The organism is Spiribacter sp. 1M189 (assembly GCF_040838345.1).
GTDB classification, from domain to species: domain Bacteria; phylum Pseudomonadota; class Gammaproteobacteria; order Nitrococcales; family Nitrococcaceae; genus Spiribacter; species Spiribacter insolitus.
This window is the reverse complement of record NZ_JBAKFF010000001.1, coordinates 415,127-439,532: the sequence shown is the minus strand read 5'-3', so window position 1 is coordinate 439,532 and position 24,406 is coordinate 415,127. Positions and strand designations below refer to the sequence as shown.

Genomic DNA, 24,406 nt, shown 5'->3' with positions numbered 1-24,406 from the left:
GCGCTGGGCGCGGCGTGCTCAGTCGTTCAGCTGCTCGAGATAGTCGGCAGCCACGTTCCGTGCCGGTTGGCCCTCGACGGCCACCCGGGCGTTCAACGCCTGGAGCGTTTCCAGATCAAGCCCGGCAAACAGTGGGTCGAGGACATCGGCGATCTCCGGATAGGCATCCAGCACCGCCGCCCGGACCACCGGCGTCGGCTGATAGACCGGCTGGACACCCCGCGTATCCTCGAGCACCACCAGACCCAGGGCATTGACGCCGCCATCGGTGCCATAGGTCATGGCGCCGTTGACGTTGTTGTCCGGCTGCGCCGCGGCGCGCATGGTGGCCGCCGTATCGCCCCCGGAGAGCGTGAGCAGCTGATCGGAGGTAAGCTCGAAGCCATAGGCCGACTGGAAGGCCGGCAGCGCCGATTCGGAGTCGACGAACTCCGCGCTCGCGGCAAAGCGGAAGTCGCCCCCGGCATTCAGATAGGCCGCCAGGTCATCGAGGGTCTCCAGATCCTCGGACTCGGCCAGATCACGGCGCACGCTCATCGCCCAGGTGTTGTTGGCCTGAGCGGGCTCCAGCCAGACCAGGTCGTTAGCCTCCCGGTCGAGTTCGCGGACGGTCTGATAGGCGGTCTCGGCATCGTTCCAGCCCGGCTCGTCGGCCCGGTCGAAGAAGAACGCGCCGTTGCCGGTGTACTCCGGGTACAGATCGATCTCGCCGGCCTTGATGGCCTCGCGCACGATACTGGTACCGCCGAGCTGCAGACGGTTCTCCGTGGGGATGCCGTTGGCCTCCAGGGTCTGGATGACGAGCTGGCCCAGCACCGAGCCCTCGGTGTCGATCTTCGAGGAAACCACCACCGGCGACTGAGCCTGGGCGAAACCCACCCCCAGCCCGAGCACCGTGGCACAGGCAAAACGGCTGAAAATGCGCATTGGTATAAACCGGTTCGAATGAGGCGGCAGTCTAACGAACGTCCTGACCGGTTTCGACACTTCGGGGCCGGACTGGCACGAGCCGCCACCCCGCTTCACACTATCGGGATACCTTTTTCAATCCGGGATTAACGATTCGACAGGAGCGATATCTTGGAATACCGCAAGCTTGGCAATACCGACCTCGAGGTCAGCGCCCTGTGCCTGGGCACAATGACCTATGGCAAACAGAACACCCAGGAGGAGGCCTCCGCGCAGCTCGACCTGGCCGTGGAGCGCGGCATCAACTTCATCGACACCGCGGAGATGTATCCGGTACCCCCGGAGAAGGACACCCAGGGCGCCACCGAGACCATGATCGGCAACTGGCTCACGGCGCGCGGCAAGCGTGACGATCTCATCATCGCCACCAAAATCGCCGGCCCCGGTCTCGGCACGGTACGCGACGGCAAGGGTGACTACAGCCTCGCCAACATCGAGACCGCGGTGGACGAGTCGCTGCAGCGCCTGCAGACCGACGTCATCGATCTCTACCAGCTCCACTGGCCGGCCCGGAACAGCAACTTCTTCGGCAAACTCGGCTTTACGCCGGACCCCGACGAGGCGGATCCTGTCCCCGAGATGCTGGCGGTGCTGGAGTCGCTCCAGAAGATGGTCGACGCCGGCAAGATCCGCTACGTGGGCCTGTCCAACGAATCCGCCTGGGGCACGATGAAATTCCTCGAGCTGGCCGAACGTCACGGCCTGCCGCGCATGGTCAGTGTCCAGAACCCCTACAACCTGCTCAATCGCAGCTACGAGGTGGGCCTGGCGGAGGTCTCCCACCGCGAGCAGGTTGGCCTGCTCCCCTATTCGCCGCTCGCCTTCGGCGTGCTGAGCGGCAAGTATCTTGGCGGCGAGCGGCCGGAAAACGCCCGACTGACGCTATTTGACCGCTTCACCCGCTACACCAAGGATCCGGGCATCCGAGCCACTGAGGCCTACGTCAATCTGGCCCGGGCGCACGGGTTGGATCCGGCGCAGATGGCACTGGCCTGGGTCACGTCACGACCCTTCGTCACCAGCAACATCATCGGTGCCACCACGATGGCGCAGCTGCAAAGCGATATTGATAGTGCCGACCTGGCGCTGAGTGACGAGGTGCTCGACGCGATCGAGGCGATTCACGCCGAGGCACCCAATCCCTGCCCATGACCTGGAGGAACGCAGGCCGTCAGCCGACTTTCTCGATGCGCGCCGGCAGCGCCTGGCGGACTGAGGCACCGGTCACCCAGTCCACCCAGGCGTTGCCCGAGCTATGGGTGGGGTCGACCAGCCCCAGATCGTTGAGGTTGACTCCGGCACCGATGGCCTCATCGCCAGGGAGCGGCGTGCCATCAACCGTATGGGTTCGAGCGCCAAGCTCGCGGTGGCCATAACCATGCTCAATGGCCACCGCCCCCCGTTTGACGCCATCGCGAAGCAACGCAACCCCCTCCACCGAGCCACCTGGCGTAACCAGACGAACCCGATCACCGGTCTGAATCCCGGCCGCCTCTGCGTCGCGGGTATTGATCCCCACCGGGTTATACGGGTGAATCTGCCGCAGCCTCGATGCCGCAATGGAATGCGGGCTCTGCAGATGCGACTTGTATGAAGTAAGGCGTAGCGGCCACTGGTCCACCGGATAGTGCCGCTCCACTCGTGAGCCATCGGCAAAACGCGGCGGATGCCAGGTAGGACAGCCGGTAAAGTACTCGCCCGTCAGCGAATGGCGGTTACTGCCCACCTTTTCGTTCCAGATCGTCGCCGGCCGCTGCCAGTGTGTCACCGGACCGGCATCCTTCTCGGGTGCCTCACCAAAACGGCCGCCGCGGCAGAAAACATAAGCCGCCCGACGCCATTCCTCAGGCTTGAGATGCGCCTGCAACACCGGTGCAATCCGATCGACGCCGGTCAGCCGCATGTCGTCCTCGGCAGCCTCCGGCACTGGACCACCGTCCCAGGCCACATTCGCTGCCCCGCGCAGGTACCAGTCAGCCGCCGTGTTGAGCGGGTGCAGATTGCCATCGGCATCAGGAATCGCGTTGTCCCCGAACCCCGGCAGCCCAAGGCGCTTGGAAACCGCAATCAGGAACGCCTCCATGCTGATCGGTTCGCCGTCGGCGGTCTCCTCGACCCGGGGCTCGACGATGGGCCAGCGGGCACTGGTCATGCGCTGTTTGACGCCGGCCCAGGCCTTGGAGAAACCCCACCCTTCGTAGGTCACAAGATCCGGAACCAGGTAGTCCGCATAGGCATTGGTCTCGTTGATGAACGGCTCGATACCGATAATGAGCCCAATCCGGCTTGGATCCTTGAGGCGCTGATCGATCGCCTCGCGCAGCCCGGCCTGGCCATAGATCGGGTTACCCATGTGGTTGATCCAGATCTTGGCCTGATAGGGGTAGCCTTCCAGGGCCGAGCAGAGATGCTCGGTGAAAAGCGGCGGGGAGACCGGGTACCACGGCGCCTTGGCCGGATAGGGATTGCGCCCCGACTCGACCTTGCGTCGGAACTCGCTGCTCGCCTCGTAGGTGGTCCGGCTGCGCGACAGGAAGATTCCCTGGGGGCCGATCTTGCCGGGGAAGTTGGCCATGTCGTAGCGCTCGCCGGCGCCTGTGTTGGTATAGGGCTTGCCCTTGACGAAGGTCCCGCCCGGGGCATTCAGGTTACCCACCATGGCATTGAGCATGACGATGGAATACGAGGTGTAGAACGCACTGCCGTTCATTACGCCGCCGTGGGTGTTGATCACCGCCTGCTTGCCGTAACTGGTGAACTTGCGCGCCAGGGCCTCGATGGTGGCCTCCGGGATATCGCACTCGGCGCTGTACTCGGACAGCGTCAGTCGCCGTGCCTCGTCAGCCAGCCGCTGCATGGCGGACTTCACCGTCACGTTGGATCCATCGGCGAGGACAACCTCCCGCGTGACGAACAGCTCCGCCGGCCGCGGCATTGTGTGTGCCATCCATTCGCCGCTATCGGCATCGACGACCACCGAGTCATCGGCGTTGTCGGTCCAGCCCAGATCACGACCGCGCAGGATACGGCCAGTCAGCGCATGATCTTCGCTGCTCACCACCAGGTGGGTGGCATTGCTCCAGCTCGGCTCGCCCGCGGCCTCCTGGGCCGCCGGGCCAGGCTGGATGAGGTAATTGCGATCGTATCGCTCGTTATCGATGATCCAGCGGATCATGGCCATGGCCATTGCCGAATCCCCCGCCGGACGGATCGGGACCCAGTTATTATTGCCCCGGGTCGCCAGACTCGAGGAGTTGGGCAGCGAGGGCGCCACCACGACGTACTCAAAGCGCCGGTCGGTGCGGGCGCTGGCGAGCTGACGGCCCTGCTGTTTGTAGGGGTTGCCGGCATGCGCGGGTGCCGTCCCCATGAAGATAATGAAACGGGCGTGATCCCAGTCCGGCTTGGCGTGGGTGAAGCCCTTCATGTCATCGAACAGCGCTCCGGACCCAACCCGGTAGCCAAGCCCGCAATAGGAGCCGTGATGACCGAAGTTGCGCGTCCCGAACGCGTTGAAGGTAAAGCGCTTGACGATGGCCCGGCGTCCATCCGGGCCGGCATCGGTGACCAGCAGCCGGTTGGCCACCGGCCCGTACTCCGGATTCTCCGGGTCCATCAGCGTGTCGTTATCGTGGATGGCGCGCAGGCCATCCACACTCCCCTCACCGAACAGGTCACCGCCCTCGGTGACCTCCTCGATGAGCTGCTCGAAGCTGATCGTCTGCCACTGCCCGCTGCCACGCGGCCCGACCCGCTTCATCGGCCGGGTGATGCGCTGGGGGTTATCCAGCAGCTCGAGCATGGCTGCGCCCCGGGCACAGGCCGCCGAGCGCCCCTCGATGCCGCGATCGCCACCAAGACCGGTATAGGCCTCCCGCACCGAGGCATCGTAGACCTGCGGCTTTTCATGGGAGAGCGGATGATAGGGATTGCCGGCGATCCGCAGCACACGGTTATTGACGGTGTCGACGCGGGCGCGGATGCCGCACTGCGTCCAGCAGCCGAGGCACTGGGTCAGGCTCACCACCTGACCGTCGGCCGGCGTGAGCTCGCCGGTCTCGGCGTCGATGCGGAATTCCGGTGGCAGGGCGTTGCCGGTAATGCGGTCCGTGGTCGGTTCACCGGCACTGCCACTGAGCAGCCCCTGGGCTGCCTTCTTGACCGGATCCACATAGCCCGCGCCGAACACGCCCAGGCCACCCAGGGCCGCACTGCCCTTGAGAAGGTTGCGGCGCTTGTTATCCATGAGCCACCTCGCTCATTTTCATTGATTCGTTGGCGGCCTCACGGCCGGCGATGATGCCGGGGAGGACCATCATCACCGCCAGCCAGAGACCAAAGATGCCCAGAATGCCGAGCAGCCCATCGCTGCCCAACGGCAAGTGGTAGGGATAGAGCCCGGCGCCATATTTGGGCACCGTCTGCACATCCATCAGGACCGCCCAACGGAACGACCAGGCGGCCAGAAGCGCCAGTGGCGCCATCCACCAGGAGAGTGCCACGCCCCGGGGCGTACGCAGCATCCACAGCGCCGCCACGAGCAGCGAGATGCCGACGCCCACCGACAGGGCGAAGACGATGCGCCAGTAGGCGAACTGTTCAATCAGGCGGCCGAAGGCCTGGAAAGATACCGAGTCGTTTATCCAGCCGGCCGCTGCCCAGCCCAGCGCACCGGCCCCCGTGCCCAGCAGCGCCAGCATGAACAGACGCAGCGTAAAGCGCTGGTCACCGGCGGTGGCCTTGAAGATGCGCGCCTGGGCATAGAGCATCGCCGCCAGGCTTCCCATGAACGCGGTCATCGCCAGGTTCAGGATGAGCCACTCGGTATGCCAGAGCGCCCGGGCCTTGACGATCATCACCTCGGAACCCGTGTAGACCAGAATGCCCAGTGCGCCGATGATCATCAGCGTGGCGAGCCACGGCCTCAGGCTCCGACCGGACCAGTGCCCCGCCGTCCAGAGCGCCAGCCACCGGGGTGCGCCCTGCTCCTTGAAGCGCTCGCGCTGCCAGAGGACCCAGTAGCCAATCAGCCCGGTCATGAATACTGGCAGAATCAGCGCGCCCAGAGACATCCATGACCAGGGGGTGATATCGGTGTAGAAGTGATAGAACCGACCGGGCTGATGCAGATCGGCGAGCAGGGCAATCGGTGCGACCACCCCCGTGGAGACCGCCACCAGCAGCGCCGCGGGCTGAAGCCGCTGCCAGCGACCACCGCGCAGGAACTCACCGGCGCCGGCGATGATGGCGGCCGTGGCGGCGAGGCCCACGAAGAAGAAGTACTGCACGGCCCAGGGCAGCCAGGCCACTTCCTGCTGCGGGACGATGATCTCGGCGACATTCATGATACCGCTCCCATCACCCCGCCATGCTCGGAGTCGAACCACAGGCCGCTCTCGCCCTGGATGCGCTCGATGAAGGCATCGGTCATGCCGATGTAGAAGACATGCGGCCGGGTATTGAGCTCCGGCTTGAGCACCTTGATGTCGTCGTAGTTCTCGCGCAGCACCTGGTTGATGTGGCTGTCGGGATCATTCAGGTCACCGATGATGCGGGCACCGCCCACGCAACTCTCCACGCAGGCCGGCAGCAGACCGGCCTCCAGGCGGTGGACGCAGAAATTGCACTCGTCCGCCACCTGGGTGTCGTGATTAATGAACCGGGCGTCATAGGGACAGGCCTGGACACAGTACCCACAGCCCACACACTGCTCGTTGTCCACCACCACGATGCCGTCCTTGCGCTGCCAGGTGGCCTGCACGGGGCAGACCGGCACGCAGGGCGGATTGTCACACTGGTTGCACAACCTCGGCAGCATCACTGCCGCGGTGTCCTCGGAATCGTTATCCTTGACCTCGTACTGGTGCACGATGGTACGGAACTGGCCGACAGGCGGCTGGTTCTCGATCGAGCAGCTCACGGTGCAGGCCTGGCAGCCGATACAGCGGCGAAGATCAATGGCCATGCCATAGCGCTTGCCAGGATCGCCGCCGCGACGGGCCGGCTGGTCGTTGACCGCGGCCTCCACGTCGGCGAGCGGCATCACCGCGGCGCCGGCACTGATGGCCGCTTTGCCGAGGAACTGTCTGCGGGATAGATCCATGACGCGACTCCGTAATAAAACGTTGAGCCCATCATCCGGCCTCGGCGTCCCGCGCCGAATTGTGGAAAACCACAAGGCCGGGACGGCCTTGATCTGGAACAAGGTTTTTGCAGCACTCATCCTGATCAGTCACGGGCTGGCGGCGGCACAGACGACACCGGGCCCCGACCCGGCAGCCCGGGTGGATGGCGGACCGGTGGTGGTCGGTATCCTCGCGCCACGCGGCGAGGCCCACACACTTGCCCGGTGGCAGTCCACCCTGGCCGCGCTGGACGAGGCCATCCCGCGTGCCGCTTTCGAGCCCCGCGCCCTCACGCTGGATGGCATCGCCGAGGCAATTGCCGAGGGGGACATTGATTTTGTCCTCACCAACCCCGGCCAATTCGTCCTGCTGGGCACGCCCTATGCGCTGAGCTGGCTGGCAACGCTGCGCTCCAACCCCGCGGACTCGGCTCGCGAGGCGCTTGGCTCGGTCCTGCTGGTGCGCGAGGATGCGCCCTACACGAGCGCCCGGCAGCTCGCCGGCAAACGGGTTGTGGCGGTCCATGAGCAGGCCTTCGGCGGTTATCTCCTGTTATTGCCGCAACTGGAGTCCGCCGGGATCAACCCGGGAGAGCTGGATCTGGCGTTTCTCGGCTACCCGGTGGATGCCCTCCTCTACCAGCTCCGGGACGGGCAGGCGGAAGCTGCGATCATGCCGGTCTGTATGCTTGAGCAAATGGCCGCCGAGGGGCTGGTGGCGCGAGAGGACTACCGGGCCCTCATGTCCACCGGGGGGCTCGGCGGGTGCCTCGCGAGCACGCCGGCCTACCCGGACTGGACCTTCGCCGCCCTCCCGCATGTCTCCGAGGGCCTCGCCGCCGATGTCGCCCGCGTCCTGCTGGATATGGACAGCCCTGACACGACCCGCTGGAGCGCTCCCGTATCCGCGGCCAGGGTCGCCACCCTGTTCGACGACCTCCGACTGCATCCGCTCCAGGAGCCCCTGCTGGATCGGCTTGCCGACACCCTTCGGCGCTACTGGCACTACACCCTGGCCGTCGCCCTGCTGCTGGTCGGTGCGCTGCTCTACCACGCCTGGATCCAGCGCCAGGCGTACCGGCACAGCCGCGCCCTGCAATCGACCCAGCTGGCACTGCGCGAGCGCGAGCGGGAGCTCGCCAGTGCGCAGAGCCTCAGCGTATCGGGGGAGCTCGCGGCGACGCTCGCCCATGAACTCAACCAGCCACTGGCGGCGATCCGGCACTATGCCGAGGGCGGACGCCTGCGACTGGAACGCCAGACACCCGACAGTCCCCTGCTGGAACCGCTTTCCCGCATCGGTAAAGAGGCCGCCCGCGGCGCTGGTATCATCGAGCAGGCACGGCAGTGGATCCGGCGCGAACCGCCGGAAATCCAGCGAGTACCGCTGGATGATCTGCTCCGCGAAGCCGTCGCACTGGCCGAGCCCCGAGTCCGCCGGCTCGATATTGCGCTCGACTGGCAGGTCCGGCCTGCCGACCTCGCGGCCTGCGGCAATCGGCTTGCCATGGAGCAGGTCCTTGGCAATCTGATCAATAACAGCCTGGATGCCTTCGAGGCCGATGCGCGGAGCGGTTGGATCCGAATCGCGGCCGACTTCAATGCCGAAACCGCACAAGTGACGATAACGGTCGCCGACAGTGCGGGTGGGTTCGACACCGAGCGCCTGTCGCAACCGTTCACCCCGCTGGATAGCAGCCGCGCCGAAGGACTTGGCCTGGGGCTGGTGATCAGTCGGCGACTCATGCAGCGCCAGCGCGGTAGCATCGAGATCGGCAACCATGCCCGCGGCGGCGCCGAAATCCGCCTGACCCTGCCGGCCAGCACCGAGGACGCCAACCCATGATCGATGCCCTGCCCGTTCACCTGGTCGATGACGATGCCGGCGTGGCCGAGGCGTGCCGATACCTGCTCGAAGGGCTGGATCTGGAGGTGACGTACTGGCCCGGTGGCGAGGATTTCCTCGCCGGCGCGGACCTGCAGGACCCGGCCGCCGTCATTCTCGACATGCGCATGCCGGGGCTCGATGGCACCGCGGTGCACGAGCGTCTGCAGGCCGAGAACGCCTGTCTGGGCGTGGTCATCCTGACCGGTCATGGCGACGTGGACCTTGCCGTGGATGCCATGAAACGCGGCGCCGTGGATTTTCTGCAAAAGCCAGTGGGCGCCGACGCGCTGCAACATGCCCTCGCCACGGCCTTCGAGCGGGCGCGGGCTCATGCGGCCAGGCGGGACATCCTGGCCCGCGCCGGGCAGCTCAGCGATCGCGAACGGGAGATCGCCCGCTGCGTCAGCGAGGGCATGACCAATCGAGCCATCGCCGAGGCGCTGCATATCGCCGTGCGCACCGTAGAGGTCCACCGGGCGCGCGTGGTCGAGAAAATGGGGGCGGCCAACAGCGCCGAGCTCGCCGCGCTCTGGCAGCGGCTCGACTAGAAGAAGCGCACCAGCCGGATCTGCAATGCATCGTCCAGCTCGAGGGCGCTGTCGTCGTCCACCGGGCGCTTGTAGCTGATGTTGAGCCGCGTTCGGAGTGACAGCGCAAACAGGCCCCACAGGCCGTAACGCTCGCGATTGATCGATGCCCCCCAGTCACCGCCGTCAACCCGGGATTCGGCACCGCGGTCGATGTAGTAGCTTGCCGCAAGGGTCACCGCGGGATGCGGACGCCAGGCGAGCGAGGTCTGGTAGCTGATGTAGGGCTTGACCTCAAGCGTGGCCGGCTCCGCCGGGGCAAGCCCCGAGCGGGTGATGGCGACGCGCTCGCCGATGTACTCGTCGTTGTCACCGAAGAACATCACATCGGCCGCCAGATTCCATTCGAAATGATCGCCAAGCCGCTGCTGGCCGCCGGCCTGGAGAATGGCCGCGTAGCGATTGCTGCCGGGGTTCAGATTGGCACCGAGGGTGCGGCCGGCCTCGTATTCGCCGGTGGGGGCAATCAGGTAACCGGCTACGCCCAGATACTGCCCCTTGTCCCGGTCGGCGTGAGGCCAGACCGCCAGCGCCAGTGCGAGGTCTCCGACGCCCTTGCCCGGATCCAGCTCGAAGCGCTGTGCGGCCTCGCCACTGACCTGATAGTCGACAAGGGGCAGCTCACCGTAGGCATAGGCCGGCATCCCGGCGAGCTCGAAACCATGACCCAGGCGCAGGTTGGCATTGCGCCGTTCAACCCGGGCATCCGTTGGCCCAACGTGAGGAATGTCGAGCGAACCCGACAATGAACGATCCGCCAGCTCGAGGCTCACGCCGGTCACTCCGACCGGGGGTGCGATCCCGTCCAGCGGGCCCAGATCAAGCGCCGGGACCGTGGCTGGCATCCCTATCCCCAGGATCATGGCCAGCCATCCGGCGATGACGGGCCATCGGGTCCGCAGGCGTTGTCTACTACGCAAAAGCCATCATCCGGAAACGTATATCCATGGATAGTATGAGTGACAGGTTTGGTCAGTTCCAGCAAGCCGTTGCGCGATACAATGGAGACGAAAAAGCTGTAAGGACGCAGAACATGATCGACGCACTGGTCGTTGAAGACGAATCAGAGCTGCAGGACGCAATCGTCACCACCCTCCAGATGGAGGGCCTGCGGGCGATCGGGCTGTCCTCGGTAGAGGCGGCAGAGCGATGGCTGGCAGCCAATCAGACGCGCACGATCCTGCTGGATCTGACACTGCCGGGTGTGGGCGGCCTTGACTGGCTGAGATCGCATCAGCCCGCCGAGCACACCGGCGTGATCATCATCACCGGCCATCCATCGGCCCGAGCCCGGATCGAGGCCCGCACGCTGGGCGCCGATGATTACCTGCAGAAGCCATTGAATCTCGAGGAAGTCACACTAACGGTTCGCAACCTCATCCACCGGCTCCCCGGCGCGAGCCAGTGGACACTCGATCTGCTCAACTGGATCCTCGTGGCACCCACCGGACAACCGGTACGGCTCACTGCCTCGGAACTCGGCTTTTTGCATGCGCTGGCCCGGGAGCCGGGCACGGCTGTAGACCGTCGCGAGATCATCCGGTATCTCGGCGCCAACGAGAGCAGCTACGACATGCGACGCATGGAGGTGCTGGTTCGTCGTCTGCGCACGAAGATCGAGGAGGAAACCGGCGAACCGAGCCCCATCCAGACCGCACGCGGCGTCGGCTATTCCTTCACCGCCGCCATTCGGATCACGGAAAGGCCCGCTACCTGACTCGATCGGATACCCGTCTGGCAGTCACGCCGCGGCACCATTGGGAGTGCCGGCAAAATGGTCCACCACATGCTGGGCCAGCGCCTCGACGGCGGCTCCTCGCGCCGGCATGCGCAGCAGGAGCACCTCGTAATCGCCGAGGGGCGACAGACCGGCTTCATCCTCCTCGATGACCCGCAAGGGCGGTTGCACCAGCCCGCGAGGGAACGGTGTGACGGCAATATCCTGATGGATGGCGGCCTCCTGGGCACCCGTGTGCTCACAGGTGTAGGCAATCCGATAGCGGTGCCCACTACGGTTAAGGGCCTCCAACGCCATGCGCCGCCAGGCACAGCCGCGGTCGGCGACGGCGATCGGCAGCGGTGATCGCTGCAGGGCAACCCCACCCTCTCGGCCCGCCCAGACCAGCGGCTCGCGATAGATGGGCTCGGCCAGGGGGTGTGGACGGTTACCCGCCTCGGCAATCAAAAGCGCGATGTCCAGCTCGCCGATATCCAGACGGCGCATCAGATCCGGACTGCGCCCCACCCGGACGTTGACCTGGACCGCCGGAAAGCTGCGACTGAACTGCGAGAGGATACCCGGCAGCACCCGGGTCCCAAGGTCGTCTGGTGCGCCCAGCCGCACGGTCCCACCCACCTGTGGTGAGAGAAACTGGCCCACCGCCTCGTCATTGAGTTCGAGGAGCTGTCGGGCATAACCCAACATGGTCTCGCCTTCCGGCGTGAGGTGGACCTGTCGTGGTTCTCGCACGAACAGGGCCCGACCAAGCATTTCCTCAAGCCGTTTAATCTGCATGCTCACCGCAGAAGGCGTCCGGTAGATCTGCTGCGCGGCCCGCGAAAAGCTGCCGGTCTCGGCAATGGCTACAAACGTGCGGAGGATCTCCATATCCAGCAGGGGGAGCCCCTGAGGCGAATTGGGGGATGTAGGTGTGGACATCGCGGTCTCCCGATGATGGCCATATGGTTCAAGAAAATTCACTATAAAGTTTATTCTTTTTCAGTTGCCTGAACAAACTTCCGTGGAGACAATATCCCTGACGGGAAACACAGGGCTCCCGCCATGCACATTCAGCACAACTGAACGGAGGTGAAGCACCATGGTCGGCCAGACAGATCGCCACGATACCGAACTCTACATGCCGGCCATGCCGCCGATGGGGCTGTCCCGCGCCATCGGCCACTGGCTGCGCAACCGTCGCCGTAACCGTGCCGCTGAGTCCTTGAGCCGGCTGAACGGCCATCTGCTCGATGATATCGGCGTGAGCCGCAGAGAGGCCGGGCGGGTCAGCGAGTATCAGCTGACTCGCATCTACACGCAGCCTCTTGGGCAGATCCGGCTGGTCAAGCGCGCCGGTGCACCGGCCGAACGCCACGAGCCCAGGGCCCGGATGCCGCGCGAAACCCGACAGTAGCCCTGATACGGCAACGCTGAGTCGACCGTCGGTGCAGGCTTGCACCGGCGGTCGACTTGTTTAAGACGGTCGGATCTCGGAGCATTGGGGCAATGACCATCAAGCTCCTTGCCGTTGGCGATCTGCATCTCGGCCGCCGCCCGCCCCGGTTGCCTGAGCATCTCTCGGCGCGCATCGATGATTTCTCCCCCGCGACCGCCTGGGAACGGGTCATCGCGCTCGCCCTGCGCGAACGCGTTCAGGCCGTGCTGCTCGCCGGGGATGTCGCCGAGTCCACGCAGGACTACTTTGAGGCGCTGCCGCGACTGCAGGCCGGCGCTGCCCGACTGAGCCGCGCCGGCATACAACTGCTGGCCGTTAGCGGCAATCACGACGTCGACATTCTCCCGCGGCTGATCGACGAGGTTCCCGATGCCAGACTGCTGGGCGCAGGCGGCGAATGGGAGTCCGTTGGGATAGCCGGCGATGCCAGTGGCAACCCGGAGGAGGTCACCGTCTGGGGCTGGTCTTTTCCAGCCCTCCGCGTCAACGAGAGCCCCATCCTGACCCTTCCCGCGAACCTCGGCCCGGCCCCCCGACTGGGACTGCTCCACTGCGACCGAGACCAGTCCCAAAGCACTTATGCACCGGTCACCAGCGAGCAACTCCGCAACACCGGCTTCGACGCCTGGTTGCTCGGGCATATCCATCAGCCGGACGCGCTGGGTACTGACCAGGCGATGGGGTATCTGGGCAGCGTCGTGGGCCTGGATGCCGGTGAACCCGGCCCTCGCGGGCCCTGGCTGCTGGAGATCCGCGACGGCCGCATACAGCGCCTTGAGCAGCGTCCCCTGGCGCCGCTGCGATGGGAACGCCTGGATGTGGATATCACCGGCGTGACCGCCGGCGCGGCGGTCACAACCGCCATCAGCCGGCGGCTCGAGGCACTCGCCACAGACCTGACCCAGGGGGTGGACTGGCCCGACCTCGTTGGCCTGCGCATCAGGCTGGTCGGCGAGTGCGACCTCACCCGAGAGGCGATGGAGGCCGAGCTGCCCGACAGCGGGCGAGCAATGGGACTGCCGGGGACCGGGCAGATTCAGTGGTTCCTCGAGCGGCTCCGGATCGACACCCGCCCCACCATCCCGCTGTCGAGACTCGCCGAGCGCGATGATCAACCGGGTCTCCTTGCCCGCCGACTGCTCAGCCTGGAGCGCGCTCAGGACGATCCGGAGCGACGGGAATTGCTCGGGGCCGCGGAGCGACATCTCGCGTCGGGCACCGCTGACAGTCGCTGGCGCCAGCTACCCGGCGAGGATCCTGATGCGGAATGCATTGCCGAGTGGCTGCGTGAGCGCGGCCAGGATGCGCTGCGGGCCATGCTCGCCCAGGAGGCGGACTGATGCGGCTCACCGGCATCGACATCCACCAGCTGCCCGGCATCGATCCGGTTCAACTCAACGACTTCCATGCCGGCATCAATTTTATTGTCGGGCCCAACGCCATCGGCAAGAGCAGCCTGATCCGCGCGCTGCAGTATCTACTTGGCGAACCGCGCCCGGGGGATCCGCCGGCGCTTTCCATCGCGGCCCGATTCAGTGATGGCACCCGGCGCTGGGAGGCCCAGCGCAACGGGCCGTATCGCCGCTGGCTGTGCGACGGCGAGCAAGTCGAATCGCCTCCGCTACCCACTGCGGATGCCCTGCATTGCTACTGGCTGCAGGCGGAGACTCTGATCTCGCCCGATGACGAGAGCGAGGCGCGGCTCAGCCGACGCCTCCGCGAGGCGCTGGCCGGAGGTATCGATCTGGAGCGCGTCCGGGACGAAGCAGGACTGGCGCCTGCCACCTTCCCGCAGAACGAGCGCCGCGCCTGGCAGGCGGCCCGTAGCCGACGTGAGGACACGGAACGAAGCTACCGCAGCCTTGATCAACAGCGCCAGCGCCTGCCCGAGCTCCAGCAATCACTCGACGATGCACGCGCCGCCCAGAGTGGCATGGCGCGCCTGCGACAGACCCGCCAGCTCAGGGAAGCGATCGATGGACGCCGGGCGCTGGAAGCCCACCTTGCCAGGTTCCCCGCCGTGCTCGAGGGCCTGCAGGGCAACGAGGGTGAGCGCGTCGATCAGCACACGCGCGACATCCAGGCATTGCAGCAAGAGATTCAGGTGCTGGAACAGGAACAGGGGCAGCTGCAGGCTGCACTGAAAGCGACTGGTCTGGCCGATGGCCGACCAGAGCGTTCCCTGCTCTCCGAGTGCCGGATCAGGCTCGACGAGCTGCGCAGCACGGAGCAGTCGCGTCGCCACACCGCCGAAGCACTGGCCGCCACCCAGGCCGAATGCAATCACGCATCAATGGCGCTCAACAGTGATAGTGAATCCTTACCTTTATTTGACCCTCAGCATATCGAGGCCCTCGGAGAAGCGCTGAGGGCCTATCGCGAAGTCCGATACTGGCAGGCCCGGACGGAAACACCCGAGCCCCGGAAAGGCGATCGGACCACCCTGCGACTGACCGCTACGGCGGCGGCTGGTGGCGTGCTCGGGTTGCTGGCAGGAATCCTCACCGGCGATCCTTTGACTCTTGCAGCCGGCGGCATCGCCACCATCGCAGCAACCGGCGCGGCGATTCGGGCCTACGCACACCCCCGCCCGGGCGATCGCAACGTCTCCACCGCCGTGGCCGAGGCGCGGGCTCATCTCGATGAGCTGCGTCGCGAGAGCGGGCTTCAACATCTCGACTGCGAAGACCTCGGGCTGGAGCGCTTCATGGACCTTGTCCGTCAGCTGGACACGACCCGTTCGACGGTTGAGCGTGAGGCAGCCAGGCTGGCCGAGCAGGATCAGCAGATCCAGCGGATGCAGGGGCAATTGCGTGAGCGACTGGCGACCTGGACCCATATCGCCACCCCCGACACCGCCACCCTTCAGACAGCGCTGGAATCACTCGCCGAACAGCTGGACCAGGCCCGCGAGTTGGAGACGAAGCTCGACGAGCGCTCCCGCCGACATCAGCGTCTCTCAGCCGACCTGGACGGGCGGAGGACCGCCCAGGCAAAGATCTACGAGCAGGCGGAACTGCCGGTGGATGACCGGACGGGTCTTGCTGCCCGACTGGAGGCCCACGGTGAATTCACCGAAACCCGACGCAAACTGGACCAGGCCCGCTTCGCAGAAAAGCAGCTGCGGGCCCCGCTTGAGGAGCACCCCTCCCTTGTCGAGTGGACTGAGAGAACGGATCCCGCCGAGATCGATGAGGCCATCGACCGGCAGGCCGAAAAAGCCGACCGCGTCGAGGATCTGGCCCGGGAAATCACGGCACTGACGGCCGAAGTCGAACGGGCCGGCGGCGATGATGCCCTGGCGAGCGCCATCGCCGAAGAGAACACACTCGTGGAGTCACTCGCCGAAAAGCGGGCCGCGCGGATGCAGGCGGACCTGGGTGACTGGCTGCTTGCTGAAGTCGAGGCCGACTACCGGGCGCGCCATGAACCCGGACTGATCCGCGACGCGCGGCGCCGCTTCGAGCAATTCACACAACACCAGTGGTCGCTGGAGGTGGATGACAACCATCAGCCCGTCGCCCGCGACCTGCGCCAGGACATCCCTCGACCGCTCACGGCGCTCTCCTCGGGCACACGCATGCAACTGCTGCTCGCTGCCCGCATCGCCTGGGCCCGTGACCAGGAAGGCAACGGCCCGCCTCTGCCGCTCGCGCTGGACGAAGCACTAACCAACACCGATGCCGACCGGTTTGGCGCCGTTGCCCACAATCTATCGACACTTGCCAACAGCGAGGGGCGACAGATTCTCTACCTCACGGCCCGCCGCGAGGATATGGCACTCTGGGCGCAGACCACTGGCCATCGACCGCACTGCATCGATCTCGGTGCCATCCGCGGCGCCAGCGAGCAGTCAACGGCGCTGGCATCGGTGGAGCTGCCGGACCGGCCGCCGGCTCCGGCGGAAATCGAACCCGCTGAATATGCGAGGCTCCTGCAGGTGCCAGCGGTTGACCCGCGGACGGATGCCGGGGCGATTCACCTGTTCCATTTGCTGCGTGACGAGCTGGAAACCCTCCACGAGCTCATCAGCGACTGGCGTCTGAGCCATCTGGGGCCGCTGGCGGCCTGGTTGGATACGCCCGCCGGCCGGGAATGCCATGCCCGAATGGACGCCGGCGCCACCCTTTCTGATCGGATCGTGATCGCCCGGGCATGGCATGAACTCGCCCGCCAGGGGCTGGGCCGACCCGTGGACCGGGGCGTACTGATTGCCGCCGGCGCCTTTTCCGACCGCATGGTGGAGCGCGTGCAGGAAAGGGCGGAGGCCCTCAATGGCGATGCCGAAGCCCTGGTGACGGCTCTGCGGAATCGCGAAGTCGCGCGTGTTCAGCAGGATCACGTTGATCAGCTCGAGGGCTGGCTGCTCGAACACGGTCACCTCGATCGGCGCCCACGGCTTACATCCGACGCGATGACCCGCCAGCTGCTCGATCGCCTCGGCCACCGGGCGGATCCGGATCTCATCCAGCGCATCAGCACATGGCTGGCGGCGGGGTCTGAGGGACTCGTATAGTAATCGGATGACCAAAGCCGGCGGACACACCCCGATGATGCAGCAGTATCTGCGCATCAAATCGGAGCATCCCGATACCCTGCTGTTCTACCGCATGGGCGATTTCTACGAGCTCTTCTATGAAGATGCCAGGCGTGCGGCGGAACTGCTGGACATCACCCTCACCCAGCGGGGCGAGTCGGCGGGTGCGCCGATTCCCATGGCCGGCGTGCCCGTGCACAGCCACGAGGGCTACCTGGCGCGGCTGCTTGCCCGTGGCGAGTCGGTGGCGATCTGTGAACAGATCGGCGACCCTGCCGCTGCCAAGGGGCCGGTAGAGCGTCAGGTGGTCCGGGTCGTCACCCCCGGCACCCTTACCGATGAGGCCCTGCTCGAGGAGAGGCGCAGCAACCTGCTGACCGCCATCGCCGCCGATGGCGAGCACTGGGGGCTTGCCAGCCTGGAGCTCGCAGCCGGCCGCTACACGGTGTGTGAAGGCCGGGGAGGCGCGCAGCTCGCCGCCGAGCTGGAGCGGCTCAGCCCCGCCGAGCTACTGCTGTCGGAAGACTTCTCTGGTCACCTCCCGCCCGCGTCCGAGCGCGGGCTGACCCGTCGTCCACCCTGGCATTTCCAGCGGGACGGCGCCGAGCGCGCCCTCACCGGGCACTTCGGAACCCGCGATCTCAGCGGTTTCGGCATTGAGTCGATGCCATTGGCCGTGGCCGCCGCCGGTGCCGTGCTGCAATACGTGGCGGATACACAGCGCTCGGCACTGCCGCATATCCGGGAACTGCGCATCGAGCAGACCGAGGCGGCCATCACCATTGATGCCGCCAGCCGCCGCAACCTGGAACTGGAGACCAATCTTGCCGGTGGCGCTGAATACACCCTGGCAGGGGTACTCGACACCACCGTGACGGGCATGGGCAGTCGCGCCCTGCGGCGCTGGATCAACCGCCCGCTGCGGGACCAGGCCGCGCTGCACGAGCGTCAGTCGGCCGTGGCGGCGCTCCTCGATCAAGGCAGCACGACACTGCGGGATATCCTGCGTGGGTGTGCCGATGTCGAGCGGATTGCGGCGCGAATCGGCATGGGCTCGGCCCGGCCACGGGACCTCACTGGCCTGCGCGATACGCTGGCCGCCATGCCGGCCCTCGAGCAGGCGCTCGCCGAGTTCAGCGACCAGCGGCTCTCGGCCCTGGCCGGCGACGCGGCACCGCTACCCGAAATCTCTGAAACACTGCAGGGCGCCATTATCGAGCAGCCACCCGTTGTGACTCGCGATGGCGGCGTCATCGCCGACGGCCACGATCGCGAGCTCGATGAACTCCGTGCGCTTTCGCGTAACGCCGATGGCTTTCTGACCGATCTCGAAGCCCGTGAACGCGAGGCCACCGGGCTACCCAGCCTGAAGGTGAGCTACAACCGGGTGCATGGCTACTACATCGAAATCAGCCGCGGACAGAGCGAGCAGGCCCCGGCGCGCTATATCCGCCGGCAGACCCTGAAAGGCGCGGAGCGCTACATCACCCCGGAGCTGAAGACGTTCGAGGACAAGGTGCTCTCCGCCCGGGAGCGCGCCCTGGCGCGGGAAAAGGCCCTTTACGAACAACTCGTCGAATGGCTGCGCGAGCGGCTCGACCGGGTTCTGGACCTTGCCCGGGCACTCGCCGAGCTCGATGCGCTGGCCGCCCTCGCCGAGCGCGCCGAGACCCTCGACTATACCCGCCCGGTACTCGATACCACGCCCGGTATCGAGATCACCGCCGGCCGCCATCCGGTGGTGGAGCGCAGCATCGAGAGCCCCTTCATACCCAACGATATCCGCCTTGATGACCAGCGGCGGATGCTGGTCATCACCGGGCCGAACATGGGCGGCAAGTCCACTTACATGCGCCAGATCGCCCTGCTCACCCTCATGGCGCACATCGGCAGCTTCGTTCCCGCCGCCGCGGCACGCTTCGGTCCGATCGACCGGATCTTCACCCGCATCGGCGCCTCGGATGACCTGGCGGGCGGGCGTTCCACCTTCATGGTCGAGATGACCGAGACCGCCAACATCCTCCACAACGCCACCCGCGAAAGCCTGGTCCTGCTGGATGAAATCGGCCGTGGAACAAGCACCTTCGATGGCCTTGCCCTGGCCTGGGCCACGGCCGAGGCGCTCTGCGAGCGGATCGGCGCCTTCACGCTCTTCGCCACCCACTACTTCGAGATGACCGCGCTGCCTGAGCAGTACCCGGCGGCGAGCAACGTCCACCTCGAGGCGGTCGAGCATGGCGAGCGGATCGTCTTCCTGCACAGCGTGCGAAACGGCCCCGCGAGCCAGAGCTATGGCCTGCAGGTCGCGGCACTCGCGGGGGTACCGGCCACCGTCCTGGACACGGCCCGGGCCAAGCTTGCCCGACTCGAGGCCAGCGAACCCGCCGCCCCGCAGCTTTCACTCTTCGGCGGGCCGGCGGAGGCGCCGGCGCCTCCGCCGACCTCACCGGACCCGGCAGCGGAGGCGGTCATGACGCGCCTCGCCGAGCTCGATCCGGATGAGATGACGCCACGACAGGCTCATGAACTCGTCTATGAGCTGCGACGCCTGTCCAGAGGCGATGATGCGGCCCTGGCAACGAAACCACAGCAACCGTAGGTTGATGGGCGCCCGCCGTGGTCCTACGCTCTGCGCCCAATCAACCGACGATTTCCGGAGTCAACCATGACCTACGTCGTCACCGAGAACTGCATCAAGTGCAAATACACCGACTGCGTCGAAGTCTGCCCCGTGGACTGCTTCCATGAAGGCCCGAACTTCCTCGCCATCGATCCCGACGAGTGCATCGACTGCACACTCTGCGAGCCCGAATGCCCCGCGGAGGCGATCTACTCCGAGGATGACCTGCCTCGGGAGATGGAGCATTTCCTCGAACTCAATGCCGAGCTGGCGCAGAAGTGGCCGGTGATCACGGAGATGAAGGATCCGCCGGCCGACGCGGAAGAGTGGGATGGCAAGCCGGACAAGCTGCAGCACCTCGAGCGCTAGTCAGCCTCGGGGGTGGTGTTCGGCATGTAGGGCCTGCAGCCTTGCGCGTGCCACATGCGTATAGACCTGCGTGGTGGAAAGATCCGTGTGACCGAGCAGCAATTGCACGACACGCAGGTCGGCGCCGTGATTGAGCAGATGCGTGGCGAATGAATGCCGCAGCGTATGCGGCGAGAGCGGCTTGACGATACCGGCCTCACGGGCATGCTCACGGATCCGGTACCAGAACGCCTGGCGGGTCATGCCGCCGCCGCGCCGCGTGATAAAGACCGCCGCGTCCGCCGCCCGCTGCGAAAGACGGGGGCGGACGGTCTGGAGGTAATCCGTCAAGGCGTCCAGTGCCGACTCCCCGAGGGGCACCAGCCGCTCCTTGCCGCCTTTGCCGGTGACCCGCACCACGCCCTGCTGGCGATTGATCTGGTCCATACGCAGGCCGACCAGCTCCGAGACCCGCAGGCCAGTGGCGTAGAGCACCTCCAGCATGCAGCGGTCACGCTGCCCGATCAGGGAATCCGTATCCGGCGCATCCAGAAGCCGCTCGACCTCGGCCTCGGTCAGAGCGTCCGGGAGCGGTCGGTCGGCCTTGGGAGATTCCACGCGTGCCGTGGGATCGACCTCCACCATGCCCTGGCGGAGCTGGTAGTGATAGAAGCGGCGCAGGCTCGATAGCAGGCGGGCGCTGCTCCGCCGACTGCTGCCTCGGGAGACACAAGCGGCGAGGTAGCCCATGACATCCCCACGATCAGCGCCCAGCAGCCCCGCACCGCCACGCGTACTCAACCAGCGGGCGAAACCCCGGAGGTCATTGCCGTAGGCCGCCAGTGTATTGTCGGCAAGCCCCCGCTCCATCCACAGGGCATCCAGAAAATCCGAAATGACGTCCTGCTCGGCGTCGCGCGGGACCGGGTCAGGCGTCATCCGCAGCGGGTTCCGATCCGGCAGTGGCAGCCGGACTCAGCGGTGCGCCACCGGTCTGCAGGGCCCCGGGGCCCAATGCCTTTAACATGTCCATCGGAACAGGAAAGACAATGGTCGAGGCATTGTCAACGGAAATGTCGCTCAGCGTCTGCAGATAACGCAACTGGATGGCCTGCGGGTTTTCGGACAGCACATTAGCCGCCTCCAGAAGCTGCTGGGACGCCTGGAATTCACCTTCGGCATGAATCACCTTGGCCCGCCGATTGCGCTCGGCCTCCGCCTGGCGGGCAATGGCCCGGATCATCGATTCATCCAGGTCGACATGCTTGATCTCGACATTGGCCACCTTGATCCCCCAGGCATCAGTCTGGGTATCGAGGATTTCCTGAATGTCGGCGTTGAGGCGGTCCCGCTCAGAGAGCATTTCGTCGAGATCGTGCTTGCCCAGAACCGAGCGCAGTGTTGTCTGGGCGAGCTGACTGGTGGCCGCGTAATAATCCTCGACATGAATCACCGCACGCTCCGGATCCATGACCCGGAAATAGAGCACGGCATTGACCTTGACGGTGACGTTGTCCTTGGAGATGACGTCCTGCGAGGGCACATCAAGGGTGATCAGCCGCAGATCGACTTTCACGGCCTGCTGGATGACGGGGATGACCAGGCGCAGGCCGGGGCCCTTCACTTTCCAGAAGCGCCCGAGCAGGAAAACCACGGCTCGCTCATACTCCCGGAAGACCCGGAAGGAGGCAACGACGATGGCAGCAAGTGCGCCGAGGACAATCAGGACCGGTATCGTCATTACGCTCTCCCTTTCGCTGGATGCATGGCTTTCAGACAGAAAAGGCCGCGGCGGGGTTCGCCCCGACCGCGGCCAATCAATCCAAGGGAGGAAACTGTTGCGGATTAACGCCAGCCGGCCCGATCCATCAAGCGCACGGCCTCAGCATTGTTCTCGCCGAGGACGGCGACGTTGAGATCATCCAGCTCATAACCCACATAGGGCTCCAGAACCGCGACTGGATCGACGCCCTCAACCGCCGGAAATTCGTTATTCCCCGCAGAGAAGAGCTTCTGAGCCTCGTCCGAGACCAGGAACTCGAGGAACTCACGGGCCGCCTCGGGATGCGGCGCACCGGCCACCATGGCGGCACCACCGATGTTCCGATGGGTTCCCCGACCCGCCTGGTTGGGGAAGATCATGCCCACACGATCGGCCACGGCCTGATCCGCCGGATCATCGGATAGGGACAGCCGCACCCAATAGTAGTGATTGCCGACCGCAATACTGCACTCACCCGCTGCCACGGCGCGGATCTGGTCCGTATCGCCGCCCTGGGGCGTGCGGGCCATATTATCGACCAGTCCCCCAGCCCATTCCTCGGTGGCCTCGACACCGTTGGCCTCGATCAGCGAGGCCACCAGCGACTGGTTGTAATCGTTGTTGGAGGAGCGGATGCAGACCTCGCCCTCGAAGCGGGGATCGGCGAGCTCCTCATAGCGCTCCAGCGGCGGCTCGTCATAGACCTCGGTGTCGTAGTAGACGATGCGCACCCGCTCGCTCAGTCCGAACCAGAGATCGTCGGGATGCCGCAGTTCCGAAGGAATCCGCTCCATGAGCACCTCGGATTCCACCGGTGCGAGGATGCCCGCCTCCTCGGCCCGCCGCAGACGCGCGGCGTCGACGGTCATGAAGACGTCCGCGGGACTCGCCTCGCCCTCGCGCTCGATACGTTCGATCAGCTGATCCGAATCGCCCTGGAGGATATTGACCTCAATGCCCGTGCGCTCCTCAAAGGCGTTATAGAGCTGCTCATCGGAGTCGTAGTGACGGGCGGTGTAGAGATTCAGCGTCTGCGCACCGGCCACGCTGGCCCCGGCTGCCAGTCCCACTCCCAGCAGCAGCGCCGCCCCGCGGGTCATCTTCGCCATGATCGTCTCCTTGAAATTCCACCAATTTAAATGCGGATGCGAACCATTCGCATCTTGGGCGTATTCAATCGAACACCCGCCCCGGCGTCAAGCGCCAATGAGAATCGCTTGCAAAAACGCCGTCGGATGACGGAAACTCGCGGCCATGAGGGCAGAGCAACAGAGCCTGGTTTCGCGGTTCCCCGCCGGCGGTGTCGCCGCCGTGCAGGCGCCATGTCCGGCACCCGCCGGCGAGGCGCTTGAGCTGGAGGAAATCAGCCACGATTTCGAGACCGTCACGGCGGCGGATGACATCAACCTGAGCGTCGAGCCCGAGGAGCTGCTCTGTCTGCTCGGCCCCTCGGGCTGCGGCAAGACGACCCTGCTGCGCTTCGCTGCCGGCCTGGAACGCCCCCAGCAGGGGCGCGTCCGCATCGGCAATCAGCTGATGTCGGACTCCGGCTCCAGCATCTGGACGCCCCCCGAGCAGCGCCATGTCGGATTGGTTTTCCAGGACGCGGTGCTGTTTCCGCATCTGAGCGTGCTCGACAACGTCGGCTTCGGGCTGCCGAAGGTATCGGCAAGGGAGCGGGAGCAGCGCTCGCGGGCCCTGCTGGCACAGCTGGGACTGGCCCCGTTTGCGGAGAGCTTTCCCCATGTGCTCTCGGGTGGACAGCAGCAGCGCGTCGCGCTGGCCCGCGCACTGGCGCCCTCGCCGCGGATCATGCTGCTGGACGAACCGTTCTCGGGTCTCGATGCCAGGCTGCGCGACCGGATTCGCGATGACACGCTGCATCTGCTCAAGCGCAATGGCACCGCGACGCTGCTGGTCACCCATGACCCGGAAGAGGCCCTTTTCATGGCCGATCGCATCGCCGTGATGCGGGACGGACGCATCGTCCAGCAGGGCAATCCCACCGACATCTACTGCAATCCGCAGGACCCGTTCGTCGTGCGCTTTTTCGGTGACGTCAACGAGGTGCGCGGGATCGTGGCCGATGGTCGCGTGGACACACCGGTGGGGCCAGTGGACGCCAGCCACCTCGCGGAAGGAACCGCCGTTCAGGTGCTGATCCGCCCCGAGGCCCTTCAGGTGGAACGCCGCGCCGGACCACGCGACCACAGCGGCAGTCATGTACTGATGTCACGCCTGCTCGGTGGCGCCAGCTTCATCCACCTCTGCGTCCACCAGGGCAATGACGAGTTCCATATGCATGCCCACATGCCCGGCGTCTTTCTGCCGGAGCGGGACGACCCGATCAATATCCACCTCGACGCCAGCCAGACCTTCGTCTTCCCGATCTGAT

At 65.7% G+C, this 24,406-nt stretch carries 19 protein-coding genes; 10 read left to right on the top strand and 9 right to left on the bottom strand.

Annotated features, from left to right (window positions below):
* Window positions 1-18: 18 nt before the first annotated feature.
* Window positions 19-927, bottom strand: a complete 909-nt coding sequence (gene osmF, locus V6X30_RS02195; RefSeq protein WP_367983009.1) for a glycine betaine ABC transporter substrate-binding protein OsmF — start codon at window positions 925-927, stop codon at window positions 19-21.
* 153 nt (window positions 928-1,080) lie between these two features.
* Here osmF and V6X30_RS02190 point away from each other — a divergent pair, with 153 nt between their 5' ends.
* Window positions 1,081-2,121, top strand: coding sequence for an NADP(H)-dependent aldo-keto reductase (locus tag V6X30_RS02190; protein ID WP_367983008.1), 1,041 nt, complete (start codon window positions 1,081-1,083; stop codon window positions 2,119-2,121).
* A gap of 19 nt (window positions 2,122-2,140) precedes the next feature.
* Here V6X30_RS02190 and V6X30_RS02185 read toward each other — a convergent pair whose 3' ends face one another.
* From V6X30_RS02185 to dsrO, 3 genes are read right to left on the bottom strand one after another with little or no spacing between them, the layout of a single operon-like run.
* Window positions 2,141-5,215, bottom strand: a complete 3,075-nt coding sequence (locus tag V6X30_RS02185) for a tetrathionate reductase subunit A (RefSeq protein WP_367983007.1) — start codon at window positions 5,213-5,215, stop codon at window positions 2,141-2,143.
* Window positions 5,208-6,314, bottom strand: coding sequence for an NrfD/PsrC family molybdoenzyme membrane anchor subunit (gene nrfD / locus V6X30_RS02180; protein WP_367983006.1), 1,107 nt, complete (start codon window positions 6,312-6,314; stop codon window positions 5,208-5,210). The genes V6X30_RS02185 and nrfD overlap by 8 nt, the downstream gene beginning before the upstream one ends.
* The gene (gene dsrO, locus V6X30_RS02175; protein ID WP_367983005.1) at window positions 6,311-7,072 is read right to left on the bottom strand and encodes a sulfate reduction electron transfer complex DsrMKJOP subunit DsrO; all 762 of its coding nucleotides are present in this window, start codon (window positions 7,070-7,072) and stop codon (window positions 6,311-6,313) included. The genes nrfD and dsrO overlap by 4 nt, the downstream gene beginning before the upstream one ends.
* Between dsrO and V6X30_RS02170 the strand changes: the two genes are divergently transcribed.
* Window positions 7,071-8,939 (top strand): sensor histidine kinase, encoded by a 1,869-nt coding sequence (locus V6X30_RS02170; RefSeq protein WP_367983004.1) that lies wholly within the window; start codon window positions 7,071-7,073, stop codon window positions 8,937-8,939. The two genes, dsrO and V6X30_RS02170, sit on opposite strands and share 2 nt — an antisense overlap.
* Complete coding sequence (locus V6X30_RS02165) at window positions 8,936-9,529, top strand: response regulator (RefSeq protein ID WP_367983003.1); 594 nt, start codon at window positions 8,936-8,938, stop codon at window positions 9,527-9,529. Before V6X30_RS02170 ends, V6X30_RS02165 begins: the two co-directional genes overlap by 4 nt.
* Here the strand turns inward: V6X30_RS02165 and V6X30_RS02160 are convergent.
* Window positions 9,526-10,413 (bottom strand): transporter, encoded by an 888-nt coding sequence (locus tag V6X30_RS02160; protein WP_367983002.1) that lies wholly within the window; start codon window positions 10,411-10,413, stop codon window positions 9,526-9,528. The two genes, V6X30_RS02165 and V6X30_RS02160, sit on opposite strands and share 4 nt — an antisense overlap.
* 188 nt (window positions 10,414-10,601) lie before the next feature.
* On the opposite strand from V6X30_RS02160, the gene V6X30_RS02155 reads away from it, so the two are divergent.
* Complete coding sequence (locus V6X30_RS02155; RefSeq protein WP_367983001.1) at window positions 10,602-11,285, top strand: response regulator transcription factor; 684 nt, start codon at window positions 10,602-10,604, stop codon at window positions 11,283-11,285.
* Window positions 11,286-11,309: 24 nt separating this feature from the next.
* On the opposite strand, the gene V6X30_RS02150 is transcribed toward V6X30_RS02155, so the two are convergent.
* Window positions 11,310-12,227 (bottom strand): LysR substrate-binding domain-containing protein, encoded by a 918-nt coding sequence (locus V6X30_RS02150; protein ID WP_367983000.1) that lies wholly within the window; start codon window positions 12,225-12,227, stop codon window positions 11,310-11,312.
* A gap of 160 nt (window positions 12,228-12,387) precedes the next feature.
* Here V6X30_RS02150 and V6X30_RS02145 point away from each other — a divergent pair, with 160 nt between their 5' ends.
* The 5 genes from V6X30_RS02145 (at window position 12,388) to fdxA (ending at window position 20,270) form a co-directional block, all read left to right on the top strand.
* The gene (locus V6X30_RS02145) at window positions 12,388-12,702 is read left to right on the top strand and encodes a DUF1127 domain-containing protein (protein ID WP_367982999.1); all 315 of its coding nucleotides are present in this window, start codon (window positions 12,388-12,390) and stop codon (window positions 12,700-12,702) included.
* Between the two features lie 92 nt (window positions 12,703-12,794).
* Window positions 12,795-14,084: a metallophosphoesterase family protein gene (locus V6X30_RS02140; protein ID WP_367982998.1), complete on the top strand. Its 1,290-nt coding sequence runs from the start codon at window positions 12,795-12,797 to the stop codon at window positions 14,082-14,084.
* A complete protein-coding gene (locus tag V6X30_RS02135; protein ID WP_367982997.1) occupies window positions 14,084-17,260 on the top strand; it encodes an ATP-binding protein in 3,177 nt (1,058 codons plus the stop codon). The genes V6X30_RS02140 and V6X30_RS02135 overlap by 1 nt, the downstream gene beginning before the upstream one ends.
* 34 nt (window positions 17,261-17,294) lie before the next feature.
* The gene (gene mutS / locus V6X30_RS02130) at window positions 17,295-19,880 is read left to right on the top strand and encodes a DNA mismatch repair protein MutS (protein ID WP_367982996.1); all 2,586 of its coding nucleotides are present in this window, start codon (window positions 17,295-17,297) and stop codon (window positions 19,878-19,880) included.
* Between the two features lie 66 nt (window positions 19,881-19,946).
* Window positions 19,947-20,270 (top strand): ferredoxin FdxA, encoded by a 324-nt coding sequence (gene fdxA, locus V6X30_RS02125; RefSeq protein ID WP_367982995.1) that lies wholly within the window; start codon window positions 19,947-19,949, stop codon window positions 20,268-20,270.
* On the opposite strand, the gene xerD is transcribed toward fdxA, so the two are convergent.
* The 3 genes from xerD to V6X30_RS02110 all read right to left on the bottom strand — a co-directional run bounded on the left by xerD (window position 20,271) and on the right by V6X30_RS02110 (window position 23,120).
* Entirely contained in the window at window positions 20,271-21,188 is a 918-nt protein-coding gene (xerD, locus tag V6X30_RS02120) for a site-specific tyrosine recombinase XerD (RefSeq protein WP_367982994.1), read from the bottom strand.
* A complete protein-coding gene (locus V6X30_RS02115; protein ID WP_367982993.1) occupies window positions 21,178-21,990 on the bottom strand; it encodes a slipin family protein in 813 nt (270 codons plus the stop codon). Before V6X30_RS02115 ends, xerD begins: the two co-directional genes overlap by 11 nt.
* A 104-nt stretch (window positions 21,991-22,094) precedes the next feature.
* The gene (locus V6X30_RS02110) at window positions 22,095-23,120 is read right to left on the bottom strand and encodes a Fe(3+) ABC transporter substrate-binding protein (RefSeq protein WP_367982992.1); all 1,026 of its coding nucleotides are present in this window, start codon (window positions 23,118-23,120) and stop codon (window positions 22,095-22,097) included.
* 145 nt (window positions 23,121-23,265) lie between these two features.
* On the opposite strand from V6X30_RS02110, the gene V6X30_RS02105 reads away from it, so the two are divergent.
* On the top strand, window positions 23,266-24,405 hold the full coding sequence (locus V6X30_RS02105) for an ABC transporter ATP-binding protein (protein ID WP_367982991.1): 1,140 nt from the start codon (window positions 23,266-23,268) through the stop codon (window positions 24,403-24,405).
* Window position 24,406: the final 1 nt, after the last annotated feature.

What these genes read in the sequence shown, in the direction of transcription:
- osmF (WP_367983009.1), bottom strand. Translation starts at nt 927, where the DNA reads ATGCGCATTTTCAGCCGTTTTGCCTGTGCCACGGTGCTCGGGCTGGGG.
- V6X30_RS02185 (WP_367983007.1), bottom strand. Translation starts at nt 5,215, where the DNA reads ATGGATAACAAGCGCCGCAACCTTCTCAAGGGCAGTGCGGCCCTGGGT.
- nrfD (WP_367983006.1), bottom strand. Translation starts at nt 6,314, where the DNA reads ATGAATGTCGCCGAGATCATCGTCCCGCAGCAGGAAGTGGCCTGGCTG.
- V6X30_RS02170 (WP_367983004.1), top strand. Translation starts at nt 7,071, where the DNA reads ATGACGCGACTCCGTAATAAAACGTTGAGCCCATCATCCGGCCTCGGC.
- dsrO (WP_367983005.1), bottom strand. Translation starts at nt 7,072, where the DNA reads ATGGATCTATCCCGCAGACAGTTCCTCGGCAAAGCGGCCATCAGTGCC.
- V6X30_RS02165 (WP_367983003.1), top strand. Translation starts at nt 8,936, where the DNA reads ATGATCGATGCCCTGCCCGTTCACCTGGTCGATGACGATGCCGGCGTG.
- V6X30_RS02160 (WP_367983002.1), bottom strand. Translation starts at nt 10,413, where the DNA reads ATGCCAGCCACGGTCCCGGCGCTTGATCTGGGCCCGCTGGACGGGATC.
- V6X30_RS02155 (WP_367983001.1), top strand. Translation starts at nt 10,602, where the DNA reads ATGATCGACGCACTGGTCGTTGAAGACGAATCAGAGCTGCAGGACGCA.
- V6X30_RS02150 (WP_367983000.1), bottom strand. Translation starts at nt 12,227, where the DNA reads ATGTCCACACCTACATCCCCCAATTCGCCTCAGGGGCTCCCCCTGCTG.
- V6X30_RS02145 (WP_367982999.1), top strand. Translation starts at nt 12,388, where the DNA reads ATGGTCGGCCAGACAGATCGCCACGATACCGAACTCTACATGCCGGCC.
- V6X30_RS02140 (WP_367982998.1), top strand. Translation starts at nt 12,795, where the DNA reads ATGACCATCAAGCTCCTTGCCGTTGGCGATCTGCATCTCGGCCGCCGC.
- V6X30_RS02135 (WP_367982997.1), top strand. Translation starts at nt 14,084, where the DNA reads ATGCGGCTCACCGGCATCGACATCCACCAGCTGCCCGGCATCGATCCG.
- mutS (WP_367982996.1), top strand. Translation starts at nt 17,295, where the DNA reads ATGATGCAGCAGTATCTGCGCATCAAATCGGAGCATCCCGATACCCTG.
- fdxA (WP_367982995.1), top strand. Translation starts at nt 19,947, where the DNA reads ATGACCTACGTCGTCACCGAGAACTGCATCAAGTGCAAATACACCGAC.
- xerD (WP_367982994.1), bottom strand. Translation starts at nt 21,188, where the DNA reads ATGACGCCTGACCCGGTCCCGCGCGACGCCGAGCAGGACGTCATTTCG.
- V6X30_RS02115 (WP_367982993.1), bottom strand. Translation starts at nt 21,990, where the DNA reads ATGACGATACCGGTCCTGATTGTCCTCGGCGCACTTGCTGCCATCGTC.
- V6X30_RS02110 (WP_367982992.1), bottom strand. Translation starts at nt 23,120, where the DNA reads ATGGCGAAGATGACCCGCGGGGCGGCGCTGCTGCTGGGAGTGGGACTG.
- V6X30_RS02105 (WP_367982991.1), top strand. Translation starts at nt 23,266, where the DNA reads ATGAGGGCAGAGCAACAGAGCCTGGTTTCGCGGTTCCCCGCCGGCGGT.